This window comes from Xylanibacter caecicola, assembly GCF_013166515.1.
Classification (GTDB): Bacteria; Bacteroidota; Bacteroidia; order Bacteroidales; family Bacteroidaceae; genus Prevotella; species Prevotella caecicola.
The window spans coordinates 23,631-48,530 of sequence record NZ_JABKKJ010000014.1 but is presented as its reverse complement, the minus strand read 5'-3'; the positions used below and the strand labels follow the sequence as shown (position 1 = coordinate 48,530).

The 24,900-nt window shown below is 43.9% G+C and carries 23 protein-coding genes and 2 tRNA genes; 11 read left to right on the top strand and 14 right to left on the bottom strand.

Going from position 1 to position 24,900, the window contains the following annotated elements:
• Positions 1 to 260 precede the first annotated feature (260 nt).
• The 9 genes from HPS54_RS08840 (at position 261) to HPS54_RS08800 (ending at position 8,522) form a co-directional block, all read left to right on the top strand.
• Entirely contained in the window at positions 261 to 1,976 is a 1,716-nt protein-coding gene (locus HPS54_RS08840) for a glutamine--tRNA ligase/YqeY domain fusion protein (protein WP_172345082.1), read from the top strand.
• A 46-nt stretch (positions 1,977 to 2,022) separates the two neighbouring features.
• Positions 2,023 to 2,670 carry a DedA family protein gene (locus HPS54_RS08835; RefSeq protein WP_172345081.1) on the top strand — a complete coding sequence of 216 codons (648 nt, stop codon included), beginning with the start codon at positions 2,023 to 2,025 and terminating at the stop codon, positions 2,668 to 2,670.
• Between the two features lie 651 nt (positions 2,671 to 3,321).
• Positions 3,322 to 4,677: a signal recognition particle protein gene (ffh, locus tag HPS54_RS08830; RefSeq protein ID WP_172345080.1), complete on the top strand. Its 1,356-nt coding sequence runs from the start codon at positions 3,322 to 3,324 to the stop codon at positions 4,675 to 4,677.
• 67 nt (positions 4,678 to 4,744) lie between these two features.
• On the top strand, positions 4,745 to 5,623 hold the full coding sequence (gene folD, locus HPS54_RS08825; protein WP_172345079.1) for a bifunctional methylenetetrahydrofolate dehydrogenase/methenyltetrahydrofolate cyclohydrolase FolD: 879 nt from the start codon (positions 4,745 to 4,747) through the stop codon (positions 5,621 to 5,623).
• On the top strand, positions 5,623 to 5,802 hold the full coding sequence (locus tag HPS54_RS08820; RefSeq protein ID WP_172345078.1) for a tetratricopeptide repeat protein: 180 nt from the start codon (positions 5,623 to 5,625) through the stop codon (positions 5,800 to 5,802). The genes folD and HPS54_RS08820 overlap by 1 nt, the downstream gene beginning before the upstream one ends.
• A 60-nt stretch (positions 5,803 to 5,862) precedes the next feature.
• Positions 5,863 to 6,096: a 4Fe-4S dicluster domain-containing protein gene (locus HPS54_RS08815; protein WP_172345077.1), complete on the top strand. Its 234-nt coding sequence runs from the start codon at positions 5,863 to 5,865 to the stop codon at positions 6,094 to 6,096.
• 4 nt (positions 6,097 to 6,100) lie between these two features.
• Positions 6,101 to 7,180 (top strand): 3-methyl-2-oxobutanoate dehydrogenase subunit VorB, encoded by a 1,080-nt coding sequence (locus HPS54_RS08810; RefSeq protein WP_172345076.1) that lies wholly within the window; start codon positions 6,101 to 6,103, stop codon positions 7,178 to 7,180.
• Positions 7,181 to 7,191: 11 nt separating this feature from the next.
• The gene (locus tag HPS54_RS08805) at positions 7,192 to 7,971 is read left to right on the top strand and encodes a thiamine pyrophosphate-dependent enzyme (RefSeq protein ID WP_172345075.1); all 780 of its coding nucleotides are present in this window, start codon (positions 7,192 to 7,194) and stop codon (positions 7,969 to 7,971) included.
• An 8-nt stretch (positions 7,972 to 7,979) separates the two neighbouring features.
• Positions 7,980 to 8,522, top strand: coding sequence for a 2-oxoacid:acceptor oxidoreductase family protein (locus tag HPS54_RS08800; RefSeq protein ID WP_172345074.1), 543 nt, complete (start codon positions 7,980 to 7,982; stop codon positions 8,520 to 8,522).
• 86 nt (positions 8,523 to 8,608) lie between these two features.
• On the opposite strand, the gene HPS54_RS08795 is transcribed toward HPS54_RS08800, so the two are convergent.
• The 8 genes from HPS54_RS08795 to HPS54_RS08760 form a co-directional block, all read right to left on the bottom strand.
• The gene (locus HPS54_RS08795; RefSeq protein ID WP_172345104.1) at positions 8,609 to 9,697 is read right to left on the bottom strand and encodes a UDP-N-acetyl glucosamine 2-epimerase; all 1,089 of its coding nucleotides are present in this window, start codon (positions 9,695 to 9,697) and stop codon (positions 8,609 to 8,611) included.
• Positions 9,698 to 9,763: 66 nt separating this feature from the next.
• Entirely contained in the window at positions 9,764 to 10,717 is a 954-nt protein-coding gene (locus HPS54_RS08790) for an SPFH domain-containing protein (RefSeq protein ID WP_172345073.1), read from the bottom strand.
• A gap of 25 nt (positions 10,718 to 10,742) precedes the next feature.
• Positions 10,743 to 11,195, bottom strand: a complete 453-nt coding sequence (locus HPS54_RS08785; RefSeq protein ID WP_172345072.1) for an NfeD family protein — start codon at positions 11,193 to 11,195, stop codon at positions 10,743 to 10,745.
• A 128-nt stretch (positions 11,196 to 11,323) separates the two neighbouring features.
• The gene (locus HPS54_RS08780; protein ID WP_172345071.1) at positions 11,324 to 12,184 is read right to left on the bottom strand and encodes a M48 family metallopeptidase; all 861 of its coding nucleotides are present in this window, start codon (positions 12,182 to 12,184) and stop codon (positions 11,324 to 11,326) included.
• Between the two features lie 449 nt (positions 12,185 to 12,633).
• Positions 12,634 to 14,829 (bottom strand): S8 family serine peptidase, encoded by a 2,196-nt coding sequence (locus tag HPS54_RS08775; protein WP_172345070.1) that lies wholly within the window; start codon positions 14,827 to 14,829, stop codon positions 12,634 to 12,636.
• A 225-nt stretch (positions 14,830 to 15,054) separates the two neighbouring features.
• Entirely contained in the window at positions 15,055 to 15,417 is a 363-nt protein-coding gene (locus tag HPS54_RS08770; protein ID WP_172345069.1) for a hypothetical protein, read from the bottom strand.
• Between the two features lie 381 nt (positions 15,418 to 15,798).
• Positions 15,799 to 15,871: transfer RNA gene (locus HPS54_RS08765), tRNA-Gly, on the bottom strand.
• Positions 15,872 to 15,894: 23 nt separating this feature from the next.
• A tRNA-Thr gene (locus tag HPS54_RS08760) sits at positions 15,895 to 15,970 on the bottom strand.
• A gap of 327 nt (positions 15,971 to 16,297) precedes the next feature.
• Between HPS54_RS08760 and HPS54_RS08755 the strand changes: the two genes are divergently transcribed.
• A complete protein-coding gene (locus HPS54_RS08755; protein ID WP_172345068.1) occupies positions 16,298 to 17,014 on the top strand; it encodes an SH3 domain-containing protein in 717 nt (238 codons plus the stop codon).
• Positions 17,015 to 17,140: 126 nt separating this feature from the next.
• On the opposite strand, the gene mnmA is transcribed toward HPS54_RS08755, so the two are convergent.
• The 4 genes from mnmA to frr all read right to left on the bottom strand — a co-directional run bounded on the left by mnmA (position 17,141) and on the right by frr (position 21,246).
• Entirely contained in the window at positions 17,141 to 18,217 is a 1,077-nt protein-coding gene (mnmA, locus tag HPS54_RS08750; protein ID WP_172345103.1) for a tRNA 2-thiouridine(34) synthase MnmA, read from the bottom strand.
• Between the two features lie 17 nt (positions 18,218 to 18,234).
• Positions 18,235 to 19,602, bottom strand: coding sequence for an alpha/beta hydrolase family protein (locus HPS54_RS08745; protein WP_172345067.1), 1,368 nt, complete (start codon positions 19,600 to 19,602; stop codon positions 18,235 to 18,237).
• A 22-nt stretch (positions 19,603 to 19,624) separates the two neighbouring features.
• Positions 19,625 to 20,557 (bottom strand): ribosome small subunit-dependent GTPase A, encoded by a 933-nt coding sequence (rsgA, locus tag HPS54_RS08740; protein ID WP_172345066.1) that lies wholly within the window; start codon positions 20,555 to 20,557, stop codon positions 19,625 to 19,627.
• Positions 20,558 to 20,685: 128 nt separating this feature from the next.
• Positions 20,686 to 21,246, bottom strand: a complete 561-nt coding sequence (gene frr, locus HPS54_RS08735; RefSeq protein ID WP_172345065.1) for a ribosome recycling factor — start codon at positions 21,244 to 21,246, stop codon at positions 20,686 to 20,688.
• A gap of 205 nt (positions 21,247 to 21,451) precedes the next feature.
• On the opposite strand from frr, the gene HPS54_RS08730 reads away from it, so the two are divergent.
• The gene (locus HPS54_RS08730) at positions 21,452 to 22,231 is read left to right on the top strand and encodes a ZIP family metal transporter (RefSeq protein ID WP_172345064.1); all 780 of its coding nucleotides are present in this window, start codon (positions 21,452 to 21,454) and stop codon (positions 22,229 to 22,231) included.
• A 7-nt stretch (positions 22,232 to 22,238) separates the two neighbouring features.
• Here HPS54_RS08730 and HPS54_RS08725 read toward each other — a convergent pair whose 3' ends face one another.
• Complete coding sequence (locus HPS54_RS08725) at positions 22,239 to 23,411, bottom strand: tetratricopeptide repeat protein (protein WP_172345063.1); 1,173 nt, start codon at positions 23,409 to 23,411, stop codon at positions 22,239 to 22,241.
• A 227-nt stretch (positions 23,412 to 23,638) separates the two neighbouring features.
• Entirely contained in the window at positions 23,639 to 24,871 is a 1,233-nt protein-coding gene (locus tag HPS54_RS08720; RefSeq protein ID WP_172345062.1) for a tetratricopeptide repeat protein, read from the bottom strand.
• Positions 24,872 to 24,900 lie beyond the last annotated feature (29 nt).

Sequence of the window (24,900 nt, the reverse complement as noted above, 5' to 3'; positions counted from 1 at the left end):
GTCTCTTCACAGAGGTGGACATTTATCTCAATAGGTATTAGCTTTTTTAAGGTAAAAAGATTGTATTCAGGATAACGTTTGCAAAGATATGTGTATTTTTTATTAAAAACAAATATTTTTTTATGTTACAAAACATCTTTTTGGGCGTTTATATATAAGGCTCATACTCAAAAACATACAAACGACATACAAAATTAATTGTTTTTTTGCTCATAAAATCGGATTATCGTATCTTTGCATAAATTATTATTTTATTTGTCATGACAAAGAACGAATACGAAAAAAGCGAAGAAAAGAAGAGTCTTAGCTTCGTAGAACAGCTTGTTGAAAAGGATATCAGCGAAGGTAAAAACGCAGGAAAAATACAGACACGCTTCCCGCCGGAACCCAACGGTTACCTGCATATCGGACACGCCAAGGCGATCTGCATGGACTTTGGTATAGCCGAAAAGTACAACGGCACGTGCAATCTGCGTTTTGACGACACCAATCCGAGCAAGGAAAACAATGAGTATGTGGAAAACATACAAAGCGACATAGAGTGGCTTGGCTTCCATTGGGCAAACATATACTATGCCTCAGACTATTTCCAGAAACTTTGGGACTTTGCCGTATGGATGATTAAAAAAGGCATGGCATACGTAGACGAACAGACATCGGAACAAATAGCTGCACAGAAAGGCACTCCCACCGAAGCCGGAAAGCCCTCTCCATTCCGCGACAGACCGATAGAAGAAAGCCTTGAGCTTTTCTATAAGATGAATACAGCAGAGGCTGTCGAAGGTTCAATGGTGCTTCGTGCCAAGCTGGACATGGCAAATCCTAACATGCACTTCCGCGATCCGATAATGTATCGCATTATTCATACGCCGCACCACCGCACCGGAACGACGTGGCATGCTTATCCCATGTATGACTTTGCACATGGACAGAGCGATTATTTTGAAGGTGTAACCCACTCTATATGTACACTTGAGTTTGTCCCCCACCGCCCTTTGTACGACAAATTCATAGATTTCCTTAAAGAAATGAACGGTGAAGGAGACAACCTTAACGACTTCCGCCCGCGCCAGATAGAGTTCAACCGTCTCAACATGACATACACCGTGATGAGCAAACGCAAGTTGCACGCCCTGGTAACCGAAGGCAAGGTGAACGGCTGGGACGACCCGCGCATGCCTACAATATGCGGTATGCGCCGCAGAGGCTATTCTCCGCAGAGCATAAGAAAGTTCATTGACAGCATCGGTTATACAAAGTTCGATGCGCTGAACGACGTTGCATTGCTCGAAGCAGCCGTGCGCGAAGACCTCAACATGCGCTCAACACGTGTTTCGGCTGTACTTAATCCGGTGAAACTTGTCATCACAAACTACCCCGAAGGACAAACGGAAGAAATGGTTTCAGTAAACAATCCAGAAAACGAGGCAGACGGTACACATACCATTACATTCTCAAAGAACCTTTGGATTGAGCGTGACGACTTTATGGAAGATGCTCCGAAGAAGTTCTTCCGCATGACTCCGGGTAAGGAAGTACGTCTGAAAAACGCATACATTGTGAAGTGTACAGGCTGCACAAAGGATGCGGACGGAAACATTACGGAGATACAGGCGGAGTACGACCCGATAAGCAAGAGTGGCATGGAGGGTGCAAACCGCAAGGTAAAAGGCACACTGCACTGGGTTTCTGCCGACCATTGCAAGAAAGCCGAGGTGAGAGTTTACGACCGCCTTTTCAATGTAGAAAACCCCTCAGCCGAAGCTGCCGACTTCCGCGAGCTTCTAAATCCCGACTCTCTTCAGGTAATAAGCAACTGCTATATAGAAGAGTATGCCGCCCAAAAGCAGCCCGGAGACTATCTGCAGTTCCAGCGTATAGGATACTTTATGGCAGACAAAGACTCTACAAACGAGCATCCTGTGTTCAACAAGACTGTAGGTCTGAAAGATACATGGGCTAAAATAAAGCAGTAAACGGATATGCCGAGAGCGAGGCATGCCATAAAGCAAACATAATACAATGAATTGGATATCAACCTTACTGGGCAATCTCAACTACGGTACTATATTTTTCCTTATGATGCTCGAAAGCACCGTAATCCCTGTACCGTCCGAACTCGTAGTGTCTCCTGCTGCATATCACGCGGCAGGAGGCAATCTTAACATTTTTCTCGTAATAGTTTTTGCCACACTGGGTGCAGATCTGGGTGCCACGATAAACTATGTCGTTGCCCTATATGTGGGTCGTCCCGTTATATATAGGTTTACCGAAAGTCGCTGGGGGCGCATGTGTCTCCTCAACAGACAGAAAGTTGAAAAAAGCGAAAAATACTTTTACGACCACGGAGTGGCGGCTACACTCACCGGAAGACTTCTTCCAGGCATACGTCACCTTATCTCAATACCGGCAGGATTGTCGCGCATGCACTTCGGAAAATTCCTACTTTACACCACGATTGGTGCCGGAGCATGGAACTGCATACTTGCCGCCTTGGGCTGGTATCTTCACTCTATTGTTCCGGAAGACCGTCTCAACGACACCATCCTCGAGTATGGAGAATATATAAAGTATGGCATTATTGTCATTGTCGGTCTTGCCTTGCTGTATTTCATCATCAGAAAAATGCTGAAAAAGCAAAGTGGCAGTAAAGCCGAAGAACAGAATTAAATACAACATATATGTGAATTCGGAATAAAAACTTATTCATTATTCCGAATTCGCATAGATAATCGAATGAACATAGTAATTGGTTTCAGACATTCGATTATTCGTTTTTATTTTCCAAGAAAACACGTCTGAAATAAACAAAGCATATCTTTCGCCTTCAAAAAGCTATGCTTTAGCACTCGAAAAGCATAGCTTTAGTACCCTTAAAGCATAGCTTTTTGAAAGCAAAAGGTATCATCTTGACTTTCAGTACTTTACATGACACCTAAAAACGATGCCGATATACTGTAAAAAACAGTTTTCCGATGGCATGAAACACACATGTACACACCAATGTCAGGACGTTATATAATGAATAATATAAACGAAAAACAGGACAAATTATGCACACTCGCAAATAAAATGTGCATATTTAAAATACCATTGAAAATCAAACGTTTAGCGATAAACATACATTCATGATTGCACACGCACCCACCGATGTGCGCATTTTTGATAAAAAGTGTTTTAAAATAGCTTAAATACAATCCGGATTTTTACGTTTTTTATATCTTAATTATTATCTTTGCATAAACGGGGTTGCCCTGTATATGCAGGCATGCAGACTGCATTCACAATGATTGTAAATAATAATGAAACAAAAATAAGGATATGTTTGAAAATTTAAGTGACAGACTTGAACGTTCTTTTAAAATACTTAAAGGCGAAGGAAAAATAACCGAGATTAACGTTGCAGAAACTCTGAAAGACGTACGCAGAGCTTTACTCGATGCAGACGTTAACTACAAGGTAGCTAAGACGTTCACCGACACCGTTAAACAAAAGGCTCTCGGCATGAATGTACTTAATGCCGTGAAGCCAGGACAGCTAATGGTGAAGCTTGTGCATGATGAACTTGCCGAGCTTATGGGCGGTGAGACTGCCGAACTTAAACTTGACGGACGCCCCGCAATCATTCTCATGTCGGGTTTGCAAGGTTCCGGTAAGACAACATTCAGTGGAAAACTTGCAAACATGCTGAAAAACAAGCAGCACAAGAACCCTCTGCTCGTGGCATGCGACGTATATCGTCCTGCTGCCATAGAACAGTTGAAGGTTGTAGGCACGCAAACAGGAGTTCCGGTATATTCGGAACCGGACAACAAGAACGTTGTTGAAATTGCCGGCAATGCCATAAAAGAGGCTAAGGCAAAAGGGCACGACGTTGTGATAATAGATACCGCCGGTCGACTTGCCGTTGACGAGGAGATGATGAACGAAATCGAGACGCTGAAAAACGCTGTCAATCCTTCCGAAACCCTGTTTGTAGTAGACTCGATGACAGGTCAGGACGCCGTAAACACAGCAAAGGAGTTTAACGACAGACTCGACTTCAACGGCGTTGTCCTTACAAAACTCGACGGAGACACGCGTGGTGGTGCCGCACTGAGCATACGCACAGTCGTTACAAAACCTATTAAATTTGTAGGTACCGGCGAGAAAATGGAAGCAATAGACGTCTTCCACCCGTCACGAATGGCAGACCGTATATTGGGAATGGGCGACATCGTCAGCCTTGTGGAGCGTGCCCAGGAACAGTTTGACGAAGAAGAGGCTAAACGTCTGCAAAAGAAAATACAGAAAAACAAGTTCGATTTCAACGACTTCCTCGGACAGATACAGCAGATAAAGAAAATGGGCAACCTCAAAGATTTGGCATCCATGATACCGGGAGTAGGCAAAGCCATAAAGGATGTGGACATAGACGATGACGCATTCAAGGGCATAGAGGCAATAATCCTGAGCATGACACCGAAAGAGCGCACTCATCCCGAGATTTTAAATACAAGCCGCAGACAGCGCATAGCAAAAGGTTCGGGCACGAACATACAAGAAGTGAACAGGCTGATAAAGCAGTTTGACCAGACACGCAAGATGATGAAACTTGTAACAGGCTCGAAGATGAGCCAGATGATGGGTGCGATGAAAGGCATGAAAGGCGGACTGCCGGGAATGCCGAAACTGTAAGCCACACACGGCATCGATGTATAATTGACAGCATAAAAAGACAATTAAACCGGTAAACATACATAATATGCAACTTATAGACGGAAAAGCAACCGCAGCAAAGATAAAGGAAGAAATCGCCGAAGAAGTGAGAAGAATTGTGACAGAAGGAGGAAAAAGACCTCATCTGGCAGCAATTCTTGTTGGTCACGACGGTGGCAGCGAAACGTATGTCAAGAATAAGGTGATTGCCTGTGAGGCATGCGGCTTCACCAGTTCGCTGATACGTTTCGAAGATGATGTGACGGAAGAAGAGCTGCTTGCAAAGGTAGACGAACTGAACCGCAACGATGATGTAGACGGCTTCATTGTGCAACTGCCCCTTCCCAAGCACATTGACGAACAGAAAGTCATAATGGCAATAGACTACCGCAAGGATGTGGACGGCTTCCACCCCATAAACGTGGGACGTATGGCTATCGGACTGCCATGTTTCATATCTGCCACCCCGTTGGGAATAATAACACTTCTCAAGCGATATGGCATAGAAACATCCGGCAAGAAATGTGTAATACTGGGACGCAGCAACATTGTCGGAAAGCCTATGGCACAACTGATGATGCAGAAGCAGTATGGCGATGCGACGGTAACCGTGTGTCACAGCCGCTCTAAGACACTGAAGAAAGAATGTCGCGAAGCCGATATCATTATCGCAGCGATAGGAAATCCGGACTTTGTCAAGGCAGATATGGTCAAAGAGGGAGCGGTAATCGTCGACGTAGGTACAACCCGCGTGCCCGATGCCACACGCAAAAGCGGCTTCCGTCTTAACGGCGACGTCAAGTTTGATGAGGTTGCGCCCAAATGTTCGTTCATTACTCCTGTTCCGGGCGGCGTAGGTCCTATGACAATATGCTCGCTTATGAAAAATACTCTTGCTGCCGGCAAGAAAGAATATTACAGGTAATGACAGCCGAAGATTATTATAATAGAGGTAACGAGTTCAGAAAACGGGGAAACTGGCAAGAGGCGCTCAACAATTATCTTGAAGCCATAGCCTTAGACCCCGACAGTTCTGCTGCCGAGGCAAAGAAAATGGTGGAAAATATCCTTGGCTATTACTGCCGGGATATGTACAACCCTTGAACGGACTATACATAAACAGTTTTTAGTTTCCTGAAAATCAATAACGAAAAACATCAATTTATGAGCAAAATTAAAGGAGCCATTGTTGTCGATACCAACCGCTGCAAGGGATGCGCATTGTGTATCGAAGCTTGCCCAAAGGACGTCATAGCCCTTACGGCAAAGCGAGTAAATGTCAACGGCTATCCATACGCCGCGGCCGAACGTCCCGATGACTGCATCGGATGTGCATCGTGTGCGGTGGTATGTCCTGACGGTTGTATTGAAGTCTATAAGAAAAAAATGGAGGAATAACACTATGGCAGAACAGGATATTGTATTGCTAAAGGGCAACGAGGCTATAGCACATGCTGCCATACGTTGCGGTGCGGACGCTTTCTTCGGTTATCCGATTACCCCGCAGAGTGAGATAATCGAAACACTGTCGCAACTGAAGCCATGGGAAACCACGGGTATGGTGGTGCTGCAGGCAGAAAGTGAGGTCGCGTCGATAAACATGGTATATGGCGGCGCTGGCGCTGGCAAGAGGGTTTTCACATCTTCTTCAAGTCCGGGCGTGGCACTGATGCAGGAAGGAATATCATACATGGCGGGTGCAGAGATACCGGGCGTGGTGATAAACGTACAGCGCGGAGGACCGGGACTGGGCACCATACAACCGTCGCAGAGCGACTATTATCAGGCTACACGCGGCGGAGGTAACGGCGACTATTATACAATAGTGCTTGCACCTGCATCTGTACAGGAAATGGCAGACTTCATGGATCTGTCGTTTGAACTTGCTTTCAAATACCGTATACCGGTAATGATACTCAGCGACGGTGTAATCGGACAAATGATGGAACGTGTGGTGCTTCCGCCATACAAGCCGCGCCGCACAGAGGAAGAGATAAAGAAAGAATGTCCGTGGGCAACATTGGGACGCACAAAGGGGCGCAATCCCAATATTCTTACATCGCTTGAATTGCAGCCGGAGGTAATGGAAAAGCGCAATCTGCGCCTGCAGGAAAAGTACAAGACAATCAAAGACAATGAAGTAAGATACGAGACTCATTTCTGTGAAGATGCCGATTATATAATCGTAGCGTTCGGAAGTGCCGCAAGAATATCGGAGAAAGCCATAGAAATGGCACGCGAGGAAGGTTTGAAAGTAGGTCTTTTCAGACCAATAACCTTGTGGCCCTTCCCGTCGGATGAAATTGCAGAGATTTCAAAGGGCAAGAAAGGGGTGCTCGTAACGGAGATCAATGCCGGGCAAATGGTAGACGACGTACGTCTTGCTACACTCGGCAGTGTGGATGTCGAGTCGTTCGGACGACTGGGAGGCATAGTTCCCGAACCGGAAGAGATTGTCAATGCCCTTAAAACAAAGTTCTAAAAGATACAGCTATGAGTAACGAAATAATATCCAAGGAGAATCAGGTTTACCGCAAACCGGCACTCATGAACGACACTCCAATGCACTATTGCCCGGGCTGCTCGCACGGTGTGGTACATAAGTTGGTGGCAGAAGTTATAGAAGAGATGGGTATGGAAGACAAGAGCGTGGGCGTATGTCCTGTGGGATGTGCCGTTTTTGCATACCGTTATCTTGACATAGACTGGCAGGAGGCAGCCCACGGACGTGCTCCGGCTGTGGCATCGGCGATAAAGAGATGCTGGAACGACCGTCTGGTATTTACATATCAGGGCGACGGAGACCTTGCCTGCATAGGTACATGTGAAACCATACATGCCTTGAACCGTGGTGAAAACATAACAATAATATTCATCAACAATGCCATATACGGCATGACCGGCGGACAGATGGCACCGACTACTCTCATCGGACAAAAGACATCCACATGCCCATACGGCAGAACGCCCGAAATTCACGGCTATCCTCTGAAGGTGACAGAAATAGCTGCCACGCTTGAAGGCACTTGCTATGTGACACGCCAAAGCGTTGAAACCGTGGCGGCAATACGCTCTGCAAAGAAAGCGATACGCAAAGCTTTCGAGGCATCGATGGCAGGAAAAGGTTCCAGTCTCGTGGAAATAGTGAGCACATGCAACAGCGGTTGGAAGATGTCGCCCGTAAAGGCAAACAAGTGGATGCAGGAGAATATGTTCAAATTCTATCCTAAAGGCGACCTGAAAGATAACACAAACGAGTCTCAAATTAAATAGCAACAGTCATGAAAAAGGAAATAATAATATCCGGATTTGGCGGACAGGGTGTATTGTCAATGGGCAAAATACTTGCATACTCAGGACTCATGGAGGACAAAGAGGTGACATGGATGCCTGCCTATGGACCGGAACAGCGTGGCGGAACAGCCAATGTGACTGTTATTGTGAGCGATGAGCGCATCTCATCTCCAATACTTAGCCGATACGATGTTGCCATTGTCCTTAACCAACCGTCGCTTGACAAGTTCGAACCAAAGCTCAAACCGGGCGGAATACTTATATATGACAGCTACGGAATTATCAATCCTCCGAAGCGAAGCGACATAAAAGTGTATTCCATAGACGCCATGGATAAGGCGGCAGAGATGAAAAACTCGAAAGTATTCAACATGATTGTACTTGGCGGACTGCTCAAGGTGTGTTCCATTGTCAGCGAAAACGGAGTGGAAAAGGCTTTATACAAGACATTGCCCGAACGCCACCACAGTCTTATTCCGCTGAATATGGAGGCGATAAAGACCGGCAAGGAGATTATAAAAGAAATGTAAATACTATATGATGCAAAACCAACAAGCCCCGGAATGTATGAAATTACATTCCGGGGCTTGTTGGTTTTGCATATCATAAAGACTGTCTATATACTCTCGGTCAGTATCTGTACAATGCGTTCTGCCGTGCGTCCGTCCCATCGTTCGGGCAAAGCACACTTTTTCCACTTGCCGGAAACCATGTCTGAAACGGCATTTCCCAAACGCCCGGCATCCTCACCGACAAGTACGTTCGACCCTGTCTTGACCGTCTCGATGTGCTCGGTGTAACTGTTAAGCGTTATACACGGAACGCCGTTGAACGTCGCTTCCTCGGCAACATTGCCCGAATCGGTTATCACACCTTTGGCATTTGCCGTGACATAACCGAATTCAAGATACGAAAGAGGCGGCACTATACGTATGTTTTTCAGCTCGCCTGACATGCTTTCAACAACATCACGCGCCATATTGCGCAATGGAGCTATGACCGGAACATCACCTGCCGACGCATCGACAGACCTTATCATGGCACGTATATTGTCGATATCTGCCAGCAATGCCTTGCGATTGAGGGTAAAGACAAGATAATTTCCGACAGACAATCCCATATCGTCAAAAAACGAAGGTCTCACCAAACGCGAACGATTAAAGCGCAAAGTGTCCATAAGTATGTTGCCCACCATATATACATGAGATATTTCGGCGCCTTCACGGCTCACATTACTGTTGCTGCCCATGCCTGCCGTGAAGAGCAAATCGGACAGTCCGTCGATGACAAGGCGGTTTATCTCCTTCGGCATCTTTATATCAAAAGAGCGTGTTCCGGCAACAAGATGTGCAAGAGTGACACCCTGCTTCTTGGTAACAATGGCAGCCGCCATGGTCGAAGCGAGGTCGTCGACGACAATAACCACATCAGTCGGATTGGTTTCAAGATACTTTTCAAACTCCTGCATCACTCTTCCGGTTATCTCATTAAGGCTTATACTGTCTATTCCGAGAAATATATCCGGACGCGATATCATAAGGTCGTCAAACAAAGAAGGTTCTAATGTAGGGTCATTCTCAGATCCCGCATACACGAGTTTATATCCAATCTCCCTGCCGGATGCCTGCGCCTTGTTGACAGCCCATATTATCGGAGCCACTTTCATGAAATTAGGACGGGCGCCGACAACAATACATATATTCAGCATATTACAATATATAAATTAAAAAGGGCGACACACAGAGCCGCCCCTTACGAAAATATTTTAGTTTTACTCTGACTTGAACAAATCCTTTATACCACCGATGCTGCCCATAAGGTTTGTAGCCTCGTATGGCAGATATACAGTCTTGGTCTTGTCGCCCTGTGCAATCTCTTCCAGTGCTTGAATGTATTTCTGTGCAAGAAGATAGTTTGCGGGATTGGTGCTCTTACCTACCGCCTCGGTTATCTTCTCTATTGCTACCGCCTCGGCCTCTGCCTTACGTATGCGTGCCTGTGCTTCTCCCTCGGCACGTAGTATCTCCTGCTGTTTGGCAGCCTCTGCCCTGTTTATCATAGCTTCCTTCTCTCCCTCTGACTGAAGTATCTGAGACTGCTTGTTACCCTCGGATGTAAGGATTGCCGCACGCTTGTTACGTTCAGCCTGCATCTGCTTCTCCATTGCCTGAAGCACACTTTCCGGAGGTGTGATATCCTGAAGCTCAACGCGGTTTACTTTGATACCCCACTTGTTTGTGGCATCATCAAGTACGGCGCGTAGCTTTGTGTTGATTGTATCACGTGATGTCAGGGTCTGGTCAAGTTCAAGTTCGCCAATGATATTACGCAATGTCGTCTGCGTTAATTTCTCAATGGCATTGGGCAGATTGTTGATTTCGTATACGGCCTTGAACGGATCGACAATCTGAAAATAAAGCAAGGCGTTGATCTGTGTCTGCACATTGTCTTTGGTAATAACATTCTGCTTGTCAAAATCATAAACCTGCTCGCGCAAATCTATATTGTCTGAATAGACGTAACGTCCGCGATGAAGGGTAATCATCACTTTGGCACGGTCGATAAACGGAATTATCACGTTGATGCCGGGCTGCAATGTGGCATAATACTTGCCGAGTCTTTCTATGATTTTTGTTTCTGACTGCGGTATGATAACCAGACTCTTTTTCACCAATATCAGTGCGCAAACAACTATTGCGATTAGAAAATAAGATAGAATACTCATGATGTTTTATTTTAAAAATTACTTGTCAGTCAACGGTTTCAACTGTTATTATTATGCTTTCACGCCCAATAACCTTTACTTTTGCATTCAACGGTATTGCCTGACCATCGGCAGAAACGGCTTTCCAATCATCCCCGTCAATGGCAATACGCCCATATCCGCCCGCCTCGACCGGCTCACTTACACGCCCGATACGTCCTATCAGTGCATCGGCATTGCTTACTCTGGCGTCATCATTGCGGTGGAGATACCGAAGTGCAAACGGGCGTACAAAGAATATACACAGCACCGAACATACAGCAAAGACCAAAAGTCCGCCATAAAATCCAAGACCTAAAGCGGATGAAACAGCTGCACATACAGCACCGATAGAAAAACACATGATAAAGAAATCACCGTTGGTAAGTTCGAGTATAAGACAAACAATGGCTACCAACGCCCACATCTGCCACAAATTGGCTGCAAAATAGTCTATCATAACATTATGATTTAATTATTAATGCGAAGATAGTGAAATTATCCGATATATCCAAACATTATATCAAATAACCACAGCCATATCCCGCCAAATTAAAATCCGGCGGGCATAACATTATGGCTGTCACGTTATTTCTGCTTCTTTCCGGATATTCTTATGGTGCCTTGAGACGGCTTTACATTAGCATTATAATACTTCTGAGCTTCAGGAAGCCACTTCTTTATATCTGCAATGCGCTTGGCATCGGACGGATGGCTGCTCATAAAAGCCGGTGTACTGCTCTGGGTTCCGCCAGACATGCGCTGCCAAAAGTCTACGGCAACCGCAGGATTATATCCCGCCATTGCTGCAAAGATCAGTCCCATATAGTCTGCCTCACTCTCATTGCTGCGCGAATAATGCAATCCGGACATCTTGCTTCCCAATCCAAAAACGCCCTGTGCCAGCTCGGTTGTGCCTGAAGACACACCGGCACCGCTAAGAACAGCGCCAAGAAGTTGAGAGCCGTATTGTGCTTTCATCTCCTTGCTAAGCCTTTCTGCCGAATGTTTTGCCACGGCATGTGCAATCTCATGCCCAAGAACTACCGCTAAGGCTGCTTCTGTCTGCGTATAAGGTAACAGTCCTTCATATACAACAATTTTACCTCCCGGCAGGCAGAAAGCATTGGCTGCATTGTCTTGAACAAGGTTGAACTCCCATTGATAATTGCTTGCCTCCGATGCAAGACCATTGTTTTTCAGATATAAAACAACCGCATCGGCAAGTCTCTGCCCCACCTTTTTCACCATAGCCGTATTGGCTACGCTTGAAGAAAGCTTTGCCGACTTCATATATGTTGTGTATTCTTTGTTGCTAAGACTCATGACCTGTTCGTCCGAAACAAGCAGACGCTGTTTGCGACCGGTCAAAGGAACGGTGGATGTGGTTCCGCAAGAAACAAAAACAGACAATACTGCCAAGAGAATTGCAAATCTTATTGTTTTCATTTTATTCATGTATAACTTTAATATCATTATTCAACATCATATAGTCTTGAGACTATAAGAATATTACCTTATGCAAAGATAATGCAAGCCGAGTGCAATGAAACTTGTTTGAAATTGCCGAGGCGAAGCTTATCTTATGCAAAGGTAGTGCAAAAATAGTCTCCCTGCAAAATTAAGCATTCTTTTTACGTATGTTTTATAAGATATTTAATATTTTCAACGGACGCTCAATCAAGGTGGAGTGAAACAACTAATAATATAAAGACATGTTTATATAAAGACAGAAGACCGTCTTCAAAGACGGTCCTGCACTATATACAAAAACATTATGAATTTTATTAAACTTCCGGTCACCTTTTATATCAATGCAAAGGTAATGGAAACCGATGTCAAATACAATACCTAAAAATAATGTTTTCGCCAATACCCACATGTAGGTATTGAACGATCTATTTGCGTATAAGCACCGAACCGGAGAGGGAGGGCTGTGTCGACGAAATCTGCAATACATATACTCCGGAGTTCAACCGGCTTATATCAACCGTGGCATCCGACTGTCTCGAAGGCAGAACGTATCTGCCGCAAATCAATCCCGCAACAGAATATATCTTGACTTCTACTGCTGATAACGGGACAGAGTCAAAACTGAACGACAGTTGTCCGCCTTCATGCAATCTGATGCTTACGCCCGACGGAGCAGAAGATGATATTCCGGATATGCCACTTACGCCAAGTATGTCGAGCAATCCTTTATAAGCATCAATCTCACCATATCCGCAATAATTGTCAGGAGCATGTCCTTTACTGTTCATACGACTGCAAGTACGGGCAAGTATGCCACGGATATCGTCCGGAGCAAGCTGAGGATTTGCTTCAAGCCACAGGGCTATAATACCGCCAACGACAGGTGTGGACATTGAAGTGCCACTTGCAACATTCCATGTATATTCTGTTCCGTTGAACACGGACTTAGCCACTTCACTATGAATATCATATCCCGATGTTTCATTTGCCGTATAGAAATGGCTGAAAGAAGAAACCACATTGGTTCCGGGTGCCATAACCTCGGGTTTCATACGCCCGTCAAAAGACGGACCAACACTTGAATATCCACTACGTACACCGTTCTTTCCCCAATCTAACGCTACCCACTCGCCATGGCTATTCACAAATCCCGTACGATATGACGTGGCACCGGCACATATAACAGCAGGTGCACTGCCGGGAGAATATATACTGTAGCGACTCTCGCCGGCACACAAATCCGGACGTATGGCATTTGTCGTGAGTTCACCGGAACCATAAAAGAGTTCGACATCGGCATCATTGCCAATGAGTTCTGCAGAGAAAGGAAGAGCAAATCCGAACGGTACATCAGACTCTGCCAACACCTCGTATGCCATAACGGTTGCATCATAGCACGACGGATAGCCTTCTACGGTGAACTTTACATCAACCCCGTTGAATGTAAATGTGTGTTCATACTTGCCGTCGGGAGCGGAAAGAACATCGGCTGAGTTCAACGTTACGACGTTCGTACTGCCGTTATCACCGTAAACAGTAAGACGAAGAATAAAGTCATCTGCCGACCTCAATTTAAAATATACACATCTGTCACTGTATCCGAAGAATGTTCCGGCTGCCTCCTGCCCTATCGGCTTACGGAAATAAGTCTTTATATGCCCTTCATTTCCTGCAGAGGCAACAAGGATACGTCCCGGTCCTACAAGCTGTTCAAGTGCTTCATAGAACAGCACATCCTCACCTGAGAAATCCTGATGTGAGCCTTCACTGAATGATATTACACAAGGCTTTCCTGCTTCTTCTGCATAATCGAAGATATATTTGAAACCAAGCGCATCGGTTGCAGACGTGTATTTGTAAAGATCTTCGTCTGCAATGAATATCGTATCCTGCGTCACGGCATTGCTTACAAGACAGATATCACTGTCGTATGCGATGCCTTGAAAATCCTTGTCATAACCACTTCCGGCAGCAATGCCTAAAGTATGTGTGCCGTGTGTCTGTACCAGTCCGTCGCGCGAGCGGGCATATCGCAGTATATCTGCCTCCGTTCTGTAATCGGCACCTACATAAAGTCCGTTGCCGGAATTCCCGTCGGAAAGCTGGTCCCAAAATCTTTTTATACGATATGTACCTGTTGCCATATCATAGAAATTAGGATGCGTCAGGTCAAAACCTATGTCCTGAACGCCCATGACAACCCCCTTACCCGTATAAGCCTGCGGCAACGACTGTCCACGATATGCAGCCGGAGTGCCCACAACAATGCCGGTGGTATCCATAAGCACCGTACACCTGCCTCCTGCTTCTATTCTCTGCACCGCGCGTTCGCATGCAAGAGCATGGAGATTGGCAAGAGGAATGTCGGCTATATAGATATCGCCGAAACGTGCAAGCTGCGTGCATCCGTTGGTAGCAAACACTTGTTCAGCATCCCCTTCCACACGTACAAAGGCACAGATATTGCGTACATGCTGCAACGGAGCACGGTGGTGTGCGCTCACAGCTACATCATTGAGTGCCCGACGCACAAGTGGAGACAACTTTGCAATGTAGTCGCCATCTGCAAGAATACATTGTACAATGAACAAAAACAAGAGAAGAAAGGTCTTTCTTTTCATAAGGAGAGTATTTTTTATATTGTAAAGATCAGGCATAAACAGTATTACCGTATTAGCATTGCAAATGTAAGTCAAAAAAACGGCACATACAAGAAATACGTATAGTTTTATAGCATAATGCCGGAAGGAATAAAGATGAATAAAAAGAGGAACATATCATTTGCGAAAAACAAAAGCCGTCCATCGGAAAATCCGGTGGACGGCAACAATTCTATTTACCTTAAATTACTTATTCAAACCACGGTTGTTAACAGTTGCATTCAGTATCATAAGATACTTGCGGTACTGTTCTCTCGTAAGAACATAGTGCATATAGCGAATGTCTTTATTTATAGCCTTGCTGACCATTTCCTTACGCTCATCAGCATTTGCACTATAGGCATTGAGCATGTCTGCACAAAACTCTGCATGAATGTCCTGTACGCTCTCAAGCTGATCCTGTGTCAGTCCTAAACTCTCAGCCAACTTAGAGTAGTTTACAGTCATGTTGTAGATGTTTGTCTTGTCTACACTGTTAAGATTTTCGTTCTCTGCAAATGTCACAGCCATGCTAAGCACTGCCATAACAGTTAAAAACAATCTTTTCATAATCCTTAATTTTACTTTTTACCTTTGGGCTTCAGTTCTTTCATCACGAATAGCATCCGCCCGTTATCCTTAATTTAATACTAACCTTTTGTCTTTCGACGATGCAAAGGTATATACTTTTCAAGTTACAACATGTCATTTTGTAAAAGTGTTTGCGTAAACAGTATGATAATTTTGATACAAATCAAAGTTTTAACTTTCATTTATCATTCACATTGAGAATGTATGCTTACATTATGTCATAGTTTTATGACACGTAACCCATAGCTTTACGACACATAACCCATAGCTTTACGACACATAACCCATAGCTTTATGATATGTAAAACTATGGAATAGATGAAGAAATAAAACGTTTTGCTTAAAAAAAGTTTCAAGAAGAGCGGTAAACGGGGCTCGAACCCGCGACCCCCAGCTTGGGAAGCTAGTGCTCTACCAACTGAGCTATTACCGCAAAGAAACAAAATCCATGTGATATGGAGCCGATACCGGGACTCGAACCCGGGACCTATTCATTACGAATGAATTGCTCTACCAACTGAGCCATATCGGCAAAGAACACATAAAGCAAAGTGTGCTTTATTCAAATGCGATGCAAAGGTAATATTTATATTTCAAATAACCAATTATAAAGCAGCAAAAACTCTGTTTTAACTTATTTTAAATACCTATAGCAGGTTAGGCAAACAACAAATAAATTTGTTGTTTGTTCTCGACTTATCCGTATATTTAACTCACAAAATTGGCATTGCCACCGCGAACCGGGCTAAAGCCCGACTTTCACTATTTTGTTTTTATCGAATATTCTGAGTATATTTGTACTGATAATATCTAAAGTATAAATTATTTGAACATAAACGCCTTAAACTAAAAACAAAAGATGAAAAGACAGTTTCGTTTACTGCTGACCATGGCAGTATTACTTATTATAATTTCCGGATATGCCTGTGCACAAGGTGAAAAGGCACTCATAATCAAGAATAAGGTAAACCTGAGAGCCGCACCGAGTATCAAAGGAAAAATACAATGCCATGTATATAAAGGCATAATGCTGGAAGTTATAGGGAGAGAAAAAGACTGGATAAAAGTAAAAAACTTCCAAGGCGAAAGTGCATACGTAAATGCAAGTCTTGTAAAAGTACTTAAACCGTCTCCCATACCAAGCCATTTATTCAAAGACAATTCAGATTATTCTCCATACGGAGACATACGTGATGACAGGTATTGCTGCGGGAATTTGACTATTTATGTAAAAGGCAACTACATTATTTTCTCAACAATGTGGATGCGCTATGACTATGACTCCAAATGTGATAGAATACTTCCAGCAGAATATAATGATATAATTGCCGTGAAAAGCGGAGGACAGGTAATATTTAAATACTTCTTGGGGTATACTGAGACTTCTTTCAACGCCTATGAATGGGATCCTGCAACTGTAAGTGCAAGAGAACTGTTGAAAAACGGTGACATCCATCCTATCGGAAAGGACGAATGTCAAGGTATAAAAGAAGATGACGTGGTGTTCTACAATGAAGAGATGAAAGTCCTATGCATAGGTCATGTTGCTTACAGCATGGATAAACCAAAAATGTAATGAAACCGGAAGATGTTATATTTTAAATGTCAAATGTCTGCATGCTGCCACTTGTACAGGCGGACATACAATATTTGACATCTGACATTTAAAATATAACATCTAAAACCTGACGTCTGAAACCCCTCATACGGTAATCTCCGCAGAACCGAAACACCGGTGATGCGCCTCGTCATACACAACACAGAACTGTCCGGGAGCCACTCCCTGTATAAAATCACCGGCATGCACTATATAAGACTTGTCGCCTGTCTTCTCTAAATATGCACGATGATACTCCGGGGTATGGCGTATCTTGAAAGTTACATTAGTCATATTGACAGGTTCTGTAAGGAAATGGAAGCCATGTATGGGAAAGTCTTTCTTATAGGCAGTACGCGGTTCAAATCCTTTGCTTACATACAGTGTGTTTTCCGTAACGTCTTTCTTCACCACATACCACGGTCCGCCACCGAAACCAAGCCCGTGCCTCTGCCCTATCGTATGAAACCACAATCCTTTGTGCGTGCCTATCTTCTTTCCGGTTTCAAACTCAAGAACCAAACCGGGGTTCTCGCCGAGGTAACGTCGTATGTAGTCGTTGTAGTTAATCTTGCCAAGAAAGCAGATACCCTGAGAGTCCTTGCGCCTTGCATTGACAAGATGCTCGCGTTCGGCTATCTCTCGGACCTCTCCTTTACGATAATGACCTATTGGAAATAATGCTTTCTTTAACTGCCAGTCGTAGATTTGAGCCAGAAAATCGGTCTGATCCTTAACGGGATCGGGGCTTGTTACAAGCCACTTCTTACCACCGATTATTTCGGTCTGTGCATAATGTCCTGTTGCAATAAGGTCATATTTATGCCCCATCTTCTCGTCAAAAGCTCCGAACTTTATCAGGCGGTTGCACATAACGTCCGGATTTGGTGTAAAACCGGCACGTACTTTTTCCATGGTATATCGTGTAACTTCGTTCCAATACTCCTCATGACAGTCTATTACTTCCAACTTACATCCATACTTCCGGGCAACAGCCGTTGCCATTTCGAGGTCTTCTTCGCTTGAACAGTCCCACTCCTCCTGTTCTTCCGGTCCTATCTTTATATAAAAGCAATCGGGATGTAGCCCGTGACGTGCAAACTCGTACACCACAACCGAACTGTCTACACCACCTGACAACAGCACTGCTATCTTCTTGTCCTTTATCTCATCTATATTCATAACCGTAAATCCGTCTGTTATTCCAATGACTTTATCCATCCAACAATATCTTTCAACACTTCTTCCGACATTGTCTCAGATATTTTATTATACTCTGTGAGATTGCCGGTCACAGCATGCTGGAAGAGATGGTTAAGTCCCGGATATTCTTTAATTGCATTAAATTTGTGAGCAGGCAAGAGTTTTCTTATTACCGGCAAATTCTGAGCAGCGACAACCTGCGTGTCAAGACTTCCGTTCAGTGCAAAAACAGGACAGGTAACACGTTTTATATCTGATGCAGGATCATATGAAACAAAATAGTCCATCCATGGATTGTCCATATTCATTACCTTTTTCAAATTTTCTTTTGCTTCCTCTGATATATCCGAAGCATTGTCTCTTATAATCTTTTCAAATGCACCGGCATCGGTCAAACCGCCATTATTACTTTTGTACTCGCATATCTTCTCCAATGCCGCACAGTAAGCCTGCACATCAGATGCAGACATACCGGCATACATCAATGCAATACGATTCTGTTCCACCAATATTTTATCTCCTCTGACAGCCGCTCCCGCCATGCTTATTATAAAATCGGCATGCTTCTCAGCACCTAACATGAATGCAATTGTACCACCTTCGCTATGTCCGAGCACTCCTATCTTGCCAAACTTATCCATTGACTTAAGATAATCAATTCCGTTTTTGGCATCACTCATAAACGTTTTTGTCGTGGCTGTTGAGGCATTTCCCGTTGATTTCCCGAAACTTCTGTCATCGTATCTCAACGATGCAATTCCGTTTCGTGCAAGATAATCGGCAATTACAAGAAAAGGTTTATGATCGAAAACTTCCTCATCCCTATTCTGAAGCCCGCTCCCTGTAACCATAAGCACAACAGGAACAGACCCTTTCGCAGCACTTTCATCATAACCTACAGGATAAGTAAGCGTACCGGCAAGCACGGCATTGTCCTCCTGATTGACAAAACTAATCTCTTCTGTCTTATACGGATATGGAGAAACCGGTGTCTGCGGTCTGTCGGACATATAGTTTCCCTTTTTTAAGTCCAATGTAAAATCATATCCTGCCTGCGAAAATACACCTTTTATAATATCGTCTGACAAATGTCCGCCATACGATACACCAAGCAATGGAATGGAAACTTTTACCGAATCTGAAGATATATGTATAACATTTGCAGTAATTCCTTTTACCCCCTGATCAGGACTATCAAGCTTACACGTAACACTTCCGTTGTCTTCATTCTGAAAATGAAACACGATGTTCAGTTTCACCGCACCTACATCCAGCAGACCTTTCCACGAACCGATTATACCTTGCCCATAAACAGTCTGAGCCAATAGCATAATAACGAATAATATAGTATTAAATCTTTTCATAAACAATGTAAAACAACTTAGTCTAATACGCCTCCCTGTATTTTCCTTCTTCTTTGTCATCAAGCATGCTGAGGTAAGAGTTGTATCTGCTTTCCGCTATATAATGTTCCTCTAAAGCCTTTCTTACAGCACATCCCGGTTCGTGCGTATGCGTACAATTATTAAAACGACAGTCTTTTGAGAACGAAAAAATCTCCTTGAAATATCCGCAGATCTCTTCAGGCTCCATGTCAAATGTACCAAATCCCTTTATTCCGGGGGTGTCTATAGCCCAACCTCCACATGGCAATGACAACATCTCACTGAACGTTGTGGTGTGCATTCCCGTATTGTGTGCATCGGATATTTCCGATGTACGCAACGATATCCCCGGTATAAGTTTATTTAAAAGTGTGCTTTTCCCCACCCCGCTGTTACCGCTGAAAAGCGTTATCTTGTCTTTCAGCAGCGGATAAAGCAAGTCGTTACAGTTATCATTGTGGGCAGAAATCGCAACACACTTATATCCGATTGTATCATATAGTTGCATCATCAAATCCTGATAATGCAGTTCCTCTTCCGAAAGAATATCATTCTTGTTGAAAACAAGGATCACCGGAACTCTGTATGCCTCTGCCGATGCAAGAAAACGGTCTATGAAAGTTGTAGATGTTGCAGGATAGTTAACCGTTACAACCAAAAAAGCCTGATCTATGTTGGCGGCAATTATATGGCTCTGCTTTGAAAGGTTCGACGACTTGCGTATTATATAGTTTCTCCTGTCTACTATTGATGTGATAAAAGCCGTACCTTCCTTATTGCATAATATTTCAACCCAGTCGCCAACAGCAACAGGATTGGTGCTACGTATGCCTTTCAAACGAAAATTACCTTTTATCTTACATTCAACAGTTTGCCCGTCTTCCGTCCTGACCGAATACCAGCTTCCCGTGTTCTTTATAACAAATCCTTTCATATCCCGATACATATATATAAAAGAGCATGTCAAAATATAGACTTATCCGTACATCATGTGGAGGAAAACGCTATTTTGACACACCCTTTGCTATAAAAGAAGCGGTGTTTGACACACCTTTTTTATCCCTATACTGTCATTATTTCCTTGTTCTTTACAGCAAGCAGTTCGTCTATCTTTGCGATATATTTATCGTGCAGCTTCTGCAATTCAAGTTCGGCGTCCTTCTCGTTGTCTTCCGAGAGACCGTCTTTTATGGCTTTCTTCAACTTGTCTTTCACATCGCCACGCACATTGCGCACCTCAACCTTTGCTTTCTCGCCAATTTTATTACACTGCTTTGTCAGTTCCTTGCGACGCTCTTCGGTAGGTTGCGGTATCCCGAGACGTATTATCTCGCCGTTGTTCTCCGGAGTAATACCCACATCAGAGTCCATTATGGCTTTCTCTATGTCTCTTATCATCTTCTTGTCCCAAGGACGGATTGCAATTGTTCTCGGATCCGGAGTCGAGAGATTTGCCACCTGATTCAAGGGTACCATTGAACCATAAGAGTCCACTCTCACCCCGTCAAGAATAGCTATATTGGCACGACCGGCACGGATGCGTGACAATTGTTCCTCAAGGAACATTGCCGCCATTTCCATTCTCTCCTCACTTTCGCTTAAAGTTGCTTTTACGTCAATCATGTTATTTCGTGTTTATTTTTATTTTACAAATTTAAATATTATATTCGGAATATGCAACATAATAAACATAAAAACATCCTTAAACACACTAAAACAGCAATTAACGTCTGCCATACTTTACGTTTACCTTATTTAATATGGCACATCACATTTTCATTGCTTTTTTCCATAACTTTGCCGGCTGAACACAAACAATATATAATATATGGAAGTAATAATAGCCGGGCTTTTATTGCCTTTTATCGGAACGGTTGCCGGAGCGGCTTTCGTTTTCTTCATGAACAAGGAGATACCTGTAAAACTTCAGAAAACACTGCTGGGCTTTGCATCCGGTGTCATGGTGGCAGCGTCGGTCTGGTCTTTGCTCATACCTGCAATAGAACGTTGCAACGACATGGGTAAGCTTGCAGTACTTCCTGTTGTTGCCGGGTTTATGCTCGGTATTCTATTTCTTTTAGGCATAGACTATGCCACTCCACACCTTCACATAGGTCTGAGCAAGCCGGAGGGACCGCGATCTAAAATATCACGAACAGCCATGCTTTCTCTTGCCGTAACAATACACAATCTTCCCGAAGGCATGGCTGTCGGTGCCGTTCTTGCCGGAGCTATACAGAACCAAATGGAAATATCTATTGCCGGTGCCATGGCAATGTCATTAGGAATAGCCATCCAAAACATACCCGAGGGAGCTATCATATCCATGCCCATGAGAGCAGAAGGCAACAGCAGGACAAAGTCTTTTATCATAGGAAGCCTAAGCGGAATCATCGAACCTATAGGCGGAATGGCTGTGATACTTCTCGCATCGTTCCTTACTCCCACACTGCCATACATGCTTGCATTTGCAGCAGGTGCAATGATTTATGTTGTCGTCGAAGAACTTATACCTGAAGCATCAGAGGGAGAGCATTCCAATCTTGGTACCATTGGATTTGCAATCGGGTTCGCAACAATGATGAGCCTCGATGTAATACTGGGATAAAAACGGCTCAACTGTTCCTTATCATACGATCTATCTCTTCAAACTGCGCCCCCATGTTCAAGTTGAGATAGATGTTATAAAGTGCTGCCATCCACTTGTCTTTCTGTTCAGGTGCCAATGCCCTGTAGCGTTCCATATATGGCAGTGCCTTTCTGTAATAGGACAAGAGTTTTGTCCTTGTCGCCTTGCTTGCCCTTACAGTCTTCTCAAGATTGAAAGCCATGTTTATATATGCCACTCCTGCATCATAATATGCATCGGCAAGAGTGTCGTTACGGGCTATCAGACTGTCACATACGGCAATACACCCTTCATAGTCTCCTGTATTGAGAAGGACGTTGCTCTTGGCAAATAAAAACAGTTCGTTGCCGGGATTATGTGCAAGAGCACTTTCCACCGTAACAAATGCAGAGTCAAGCTTGTTCACACCATTATAATAATCCATAAGACGCGTGAAGAAGTAAGGCGAGTCTTTATATTCATTAAAGCCACGTGTCAACATTGCCACATAGTTTGCCGTGTCTTTCTTCATATTATAGACCTCGGCAACAAAGCGCAAAGCAAATTCATGTCGCTTGTCATACTGCAACGCAAGCGTCTCATACTTCAATGCCTTAGCCGGATCCTGCATCTTATATCCGCAGTAAAGTGTGAAATAAGCAGCAGCCTTGTTTAACGGAGCATCTTCCCTGTATCCGCAACCGCTGAACAACGGCTGGCGCACACAATCAATAAAGGTATCCATCAGCCTGTATGCCGTATCATATTTTTTATTAAGTGCAAAATACATTCCGCCGTTATACAAATTGTTACGGCATGTATTAAGATACTCGGCATTCCTTTTCCTGTATTTTATCTTTACAACACCTTTTTCGTTTGGACGTGCATCTACGCTGTCAAGACTCTCGTATGCCTCAAACATCTTATGCGCGGTTATAAACAGGGCTGCGGTGTCATACTTCTCCTTAAGATATAGCTTCTCGTTTCCTTGTTCATATTGGGCACGGACTGCTTCTGCCAATGTAAGATAAATCTTTATGTTACTACGATTTACCGAGTCCTTAAGCAGCTTGCGCATACTCTCCTCCGCCTTGTCAAGGCTCTTTCTGCTCTTGATAAACTCCTGTGCCTGCGATATCTCTTTCTTCTGTGCATAGGAAAAAGGTATAAGAAATATCAAAAAAAGTATGATTGTAAACAAACGCGCCATAAAAATATTCTCCCTGTCTTCAAACCTTAAAAACCTTATATACTTATTTTCAAAGAATTGTGCAGATACCGCATGCCCATACAGGGACAGCTATCTGCACAATTCAGAAATCAAAGAAGACCAAGGAACAGAGTGTCTTCGCTCTTTTATATCCAGCCCGTTATAAGCCGGTATCCATTCCTCTGTCCTTAAACTTGTTATTTGGAAAGAATTGCTTCTATTTCCTTTGCCTTGGCTTCATCTCCAAGCAACGAGTAAGCCTGGAACAATGTGTATGCCCAATTCACCATTGCACGGTCCGGATCCTGTGCACGGACTTTCTCGAGATAGCTTACCGACTCTTTGAGATCGTTGTTGTAAATCTCCTGCTTGTCGGGAGTAAGCTGACCGGTACGCTCGTTCGCCTCCTTGTTCTTGAACTCTATAGCCTTTGAGTTGTAGCAGACACCGATGTTATAAAGCACCTGTATGAAAGTAGGATCAAGTTCTACAGACTTCTTGTATGACTTGATTGCATCTTCCCATTTATGCTCTCCCATTTCCATTTCACCTTTGAGCGCCCATGCCATCTTGCTCTCCGGATTCTTTACAAGCTGCTCTTCGATAAGCTTTGCCTTACCTGCATTGTCACCGGTATTTGCATAATATTCTGTCAGAAGTGCAAAGAAACGGTCGTTCTTCGGATCCTTGTTATAAAGTTCTTTTACCTCTTCTGCATATTTCAGCGAGTCTTCCTTTGTCTTCAGCTGTGCCTTCATGCTCAATATCTTTATATCAAGAGCATCTGAAGCCGAAGCCGTGTCCTGCATGGCATAGTCTGCATAACGGCTTGCAGACGGGAAATCCTGTGCATTGTATGCGGCAAGAGAAGCAAAATACGAAATCTGTCTGAAATACGGGTCTTCTTTCTTTTCGCCTCCTTCTGCAAAGAGAGGAGCATCCTTTGTATCGACATACATGCCGAAGTCTGCCATGGCACCGTTAAAGTCCTTTGCGTTGAAAGCATCCTGACCGGCATTGATAAGAGAAGCACGCGCTCCCTGCAGTCTTGTTGCATTGGTTTTGCGGAACTTGGGCTTCACTTTCCCCTTCTCATTGGGCATGTTGTCGTACTTGTCACACTCGATAGCTGCTTTGAGAGCCTGCAACGCGGCCTTGTTCATGCCTTCCTTGTCGTATGGATCGTTTTTCTTTGTGACTTGATTTGTCAGTGCAATCTGCGATTCTTTATCAAACTTGGCAAGGGCAAGATCAACAACTTTGTTATATGCCTTGGCTTTGTCCTCATTGGACAATGAAGAAGCTGAAGACTCTATGAGACCTATTGCCTCGGTATAGTCTTTTGCTCCCATAATCTGCTTTACGGCATCTTGGGCAAATGTCGATGTGGCTGCACATGCCATAATCGCCATAATCATTAATTTTTTCATAACTGTTATGTTTTAAAAGGTTTATTATG

Bases quoted from the DNA above. Each gene is read 5' to 3' on its own strand.
- HPS54_RS08840 (WP_172345082.1), top strand. From the start codon at position 261: ATGACAAAGAACGAATACGAAAAAAGCGAAGAAAAGAAGAGTCTTAGC.
- HPS54_RS08835 (WP_172345081.1), top strand. From the start codon at position 2,023: ATGAATTGGATATCAACCTTACTGGGCAATCTCAACTACGGTACTATA.
- ffh (WP_172345080.1), top strand. From the start codon at position 3,322: ATGTTTGAAAATTTAAGTGACAGACTTGAACGTTCTTTTAAAATACTT.
- folD (WP_172345079.1), top strand. From the start codon at position 4,745: ATGCAACTTATAGACGGAAAAGCAACCGCAGCAAAGATAAAGGAAGAA.
- HPS54_RS08820 (WP_172345078.1), top strand. From the start codon at position 5,623: ATGACAGCCGAAGATTATTATAATAGAGGTAACGAGTTCAGAAAACGG.
- HPS54_RS08815 (WP_172345077.1), top strand. From the start codon at position 5,863: ATGAGCAAAATTAAAGGAGCCATTGTTGTCGATACCAACCGCTGCAAG.
- HPS54_RS08810 (WP_172345076.1), top strand. From the start codon at position 6,101: ATGGCAGAACAGGATATTGTATTGCTAAAGGGCAACGAGGCTATAGCA.
- HPS54_RS08805 (WP_172345075.1), top strand. From the start codon at position 7,192: ATGAGTAACGAAATAATATCCAAGGAGAATCAGGTTTACCGCAAACCG.
- HPS54_RS08800 (WP_172345074.1), top strand. From the start codon at position 7,980: ATGAAAAAGGAAATAATAATATCCGGATTTGGCGGACAGGGTGTATTG.
- HPS54_RS08790 (WP_172345073.1), bottom strand. From the start codon at position 10,717: ATGAGTATTCTATCTTATTTTCTAATCGCAATAGTTGTTTGCGCACTG.
- HPS54_RS08785 (WP_172345072.1), bottom strand. From the start codon at position 11,195: ATGATAGACTATTTTGCAGCCAATTTGTGGCAGATGTGGGCGTTGGTA.
- HPS54_RS08780 (WP_172345071.1), bottom strand. From the start codon at position 12,184: ATGAAAACAATAAGATTTGCAATTCTCTTGGCAGTATTGTCTGTTTTT.
- HPS54_RS08775 (WP_172345070.1), bottom strand. From the start codon at position 14,829: ATGAAAAGAAAGACCTTTCTTCTCTTGTTTTTGTTCATTGTACAATGT.
- HPS54_RS08770 (WP_172345069.1), bottom strand. From the start codon at position 15,417: ATGAAAAGATTGTTTTTAACTGTTATGGCAGTGCTTAGCATGGCTGTG.
- HPS54_RS08755 (WP_172345068.1), top strand. From the start codon at position 16,298: ATGAAAAGACAGTTTCGTTTACTGCTGACCATGGCAGTATTACTTATT.
- mnmA (WP_172345103.1), bottom strand. From the start codon at position 18,217: ATGAATATAGATGAGATAAAGGACAAGAAGATAGCAGTGCTGTTGTCA.
- HPS54_RS08745 (WP_172345067.1), bottom strand. From the start codon at position 19,602: ATGAAAAGATTTAATACTATATTATTCGTTATTATGCTATTGGCTCAG.
- rsgA (WP_172345066.1), bottom strand. From the start codon at position 20,557: ATGAAAGGATTTGTTATAAAGAACACGGGAAGCTGGTATTCGGTCAGG.
- frr (WP_172345065.1), bottom strand. From the start codon at position 21,246: ATGATTGACGTAAAAGCAACTTTAAGCGAAAGTGAGGAGAGAATGGAA.
- HPS54_RS08730 (WP_172345064.1), top strand. From the start codon at position 21,452: ATGGAAGTAATAATAGCCGGGCTTTTATTGCCTTTTATCGGAACGGTT.
- HPS54_RS08720 (WP_172345062.1), bottom strand. From the start codon at position 24,871: ATGAAAAAATTAATGATTATGGCGATTATGGCATGTGCAGCCACATCG.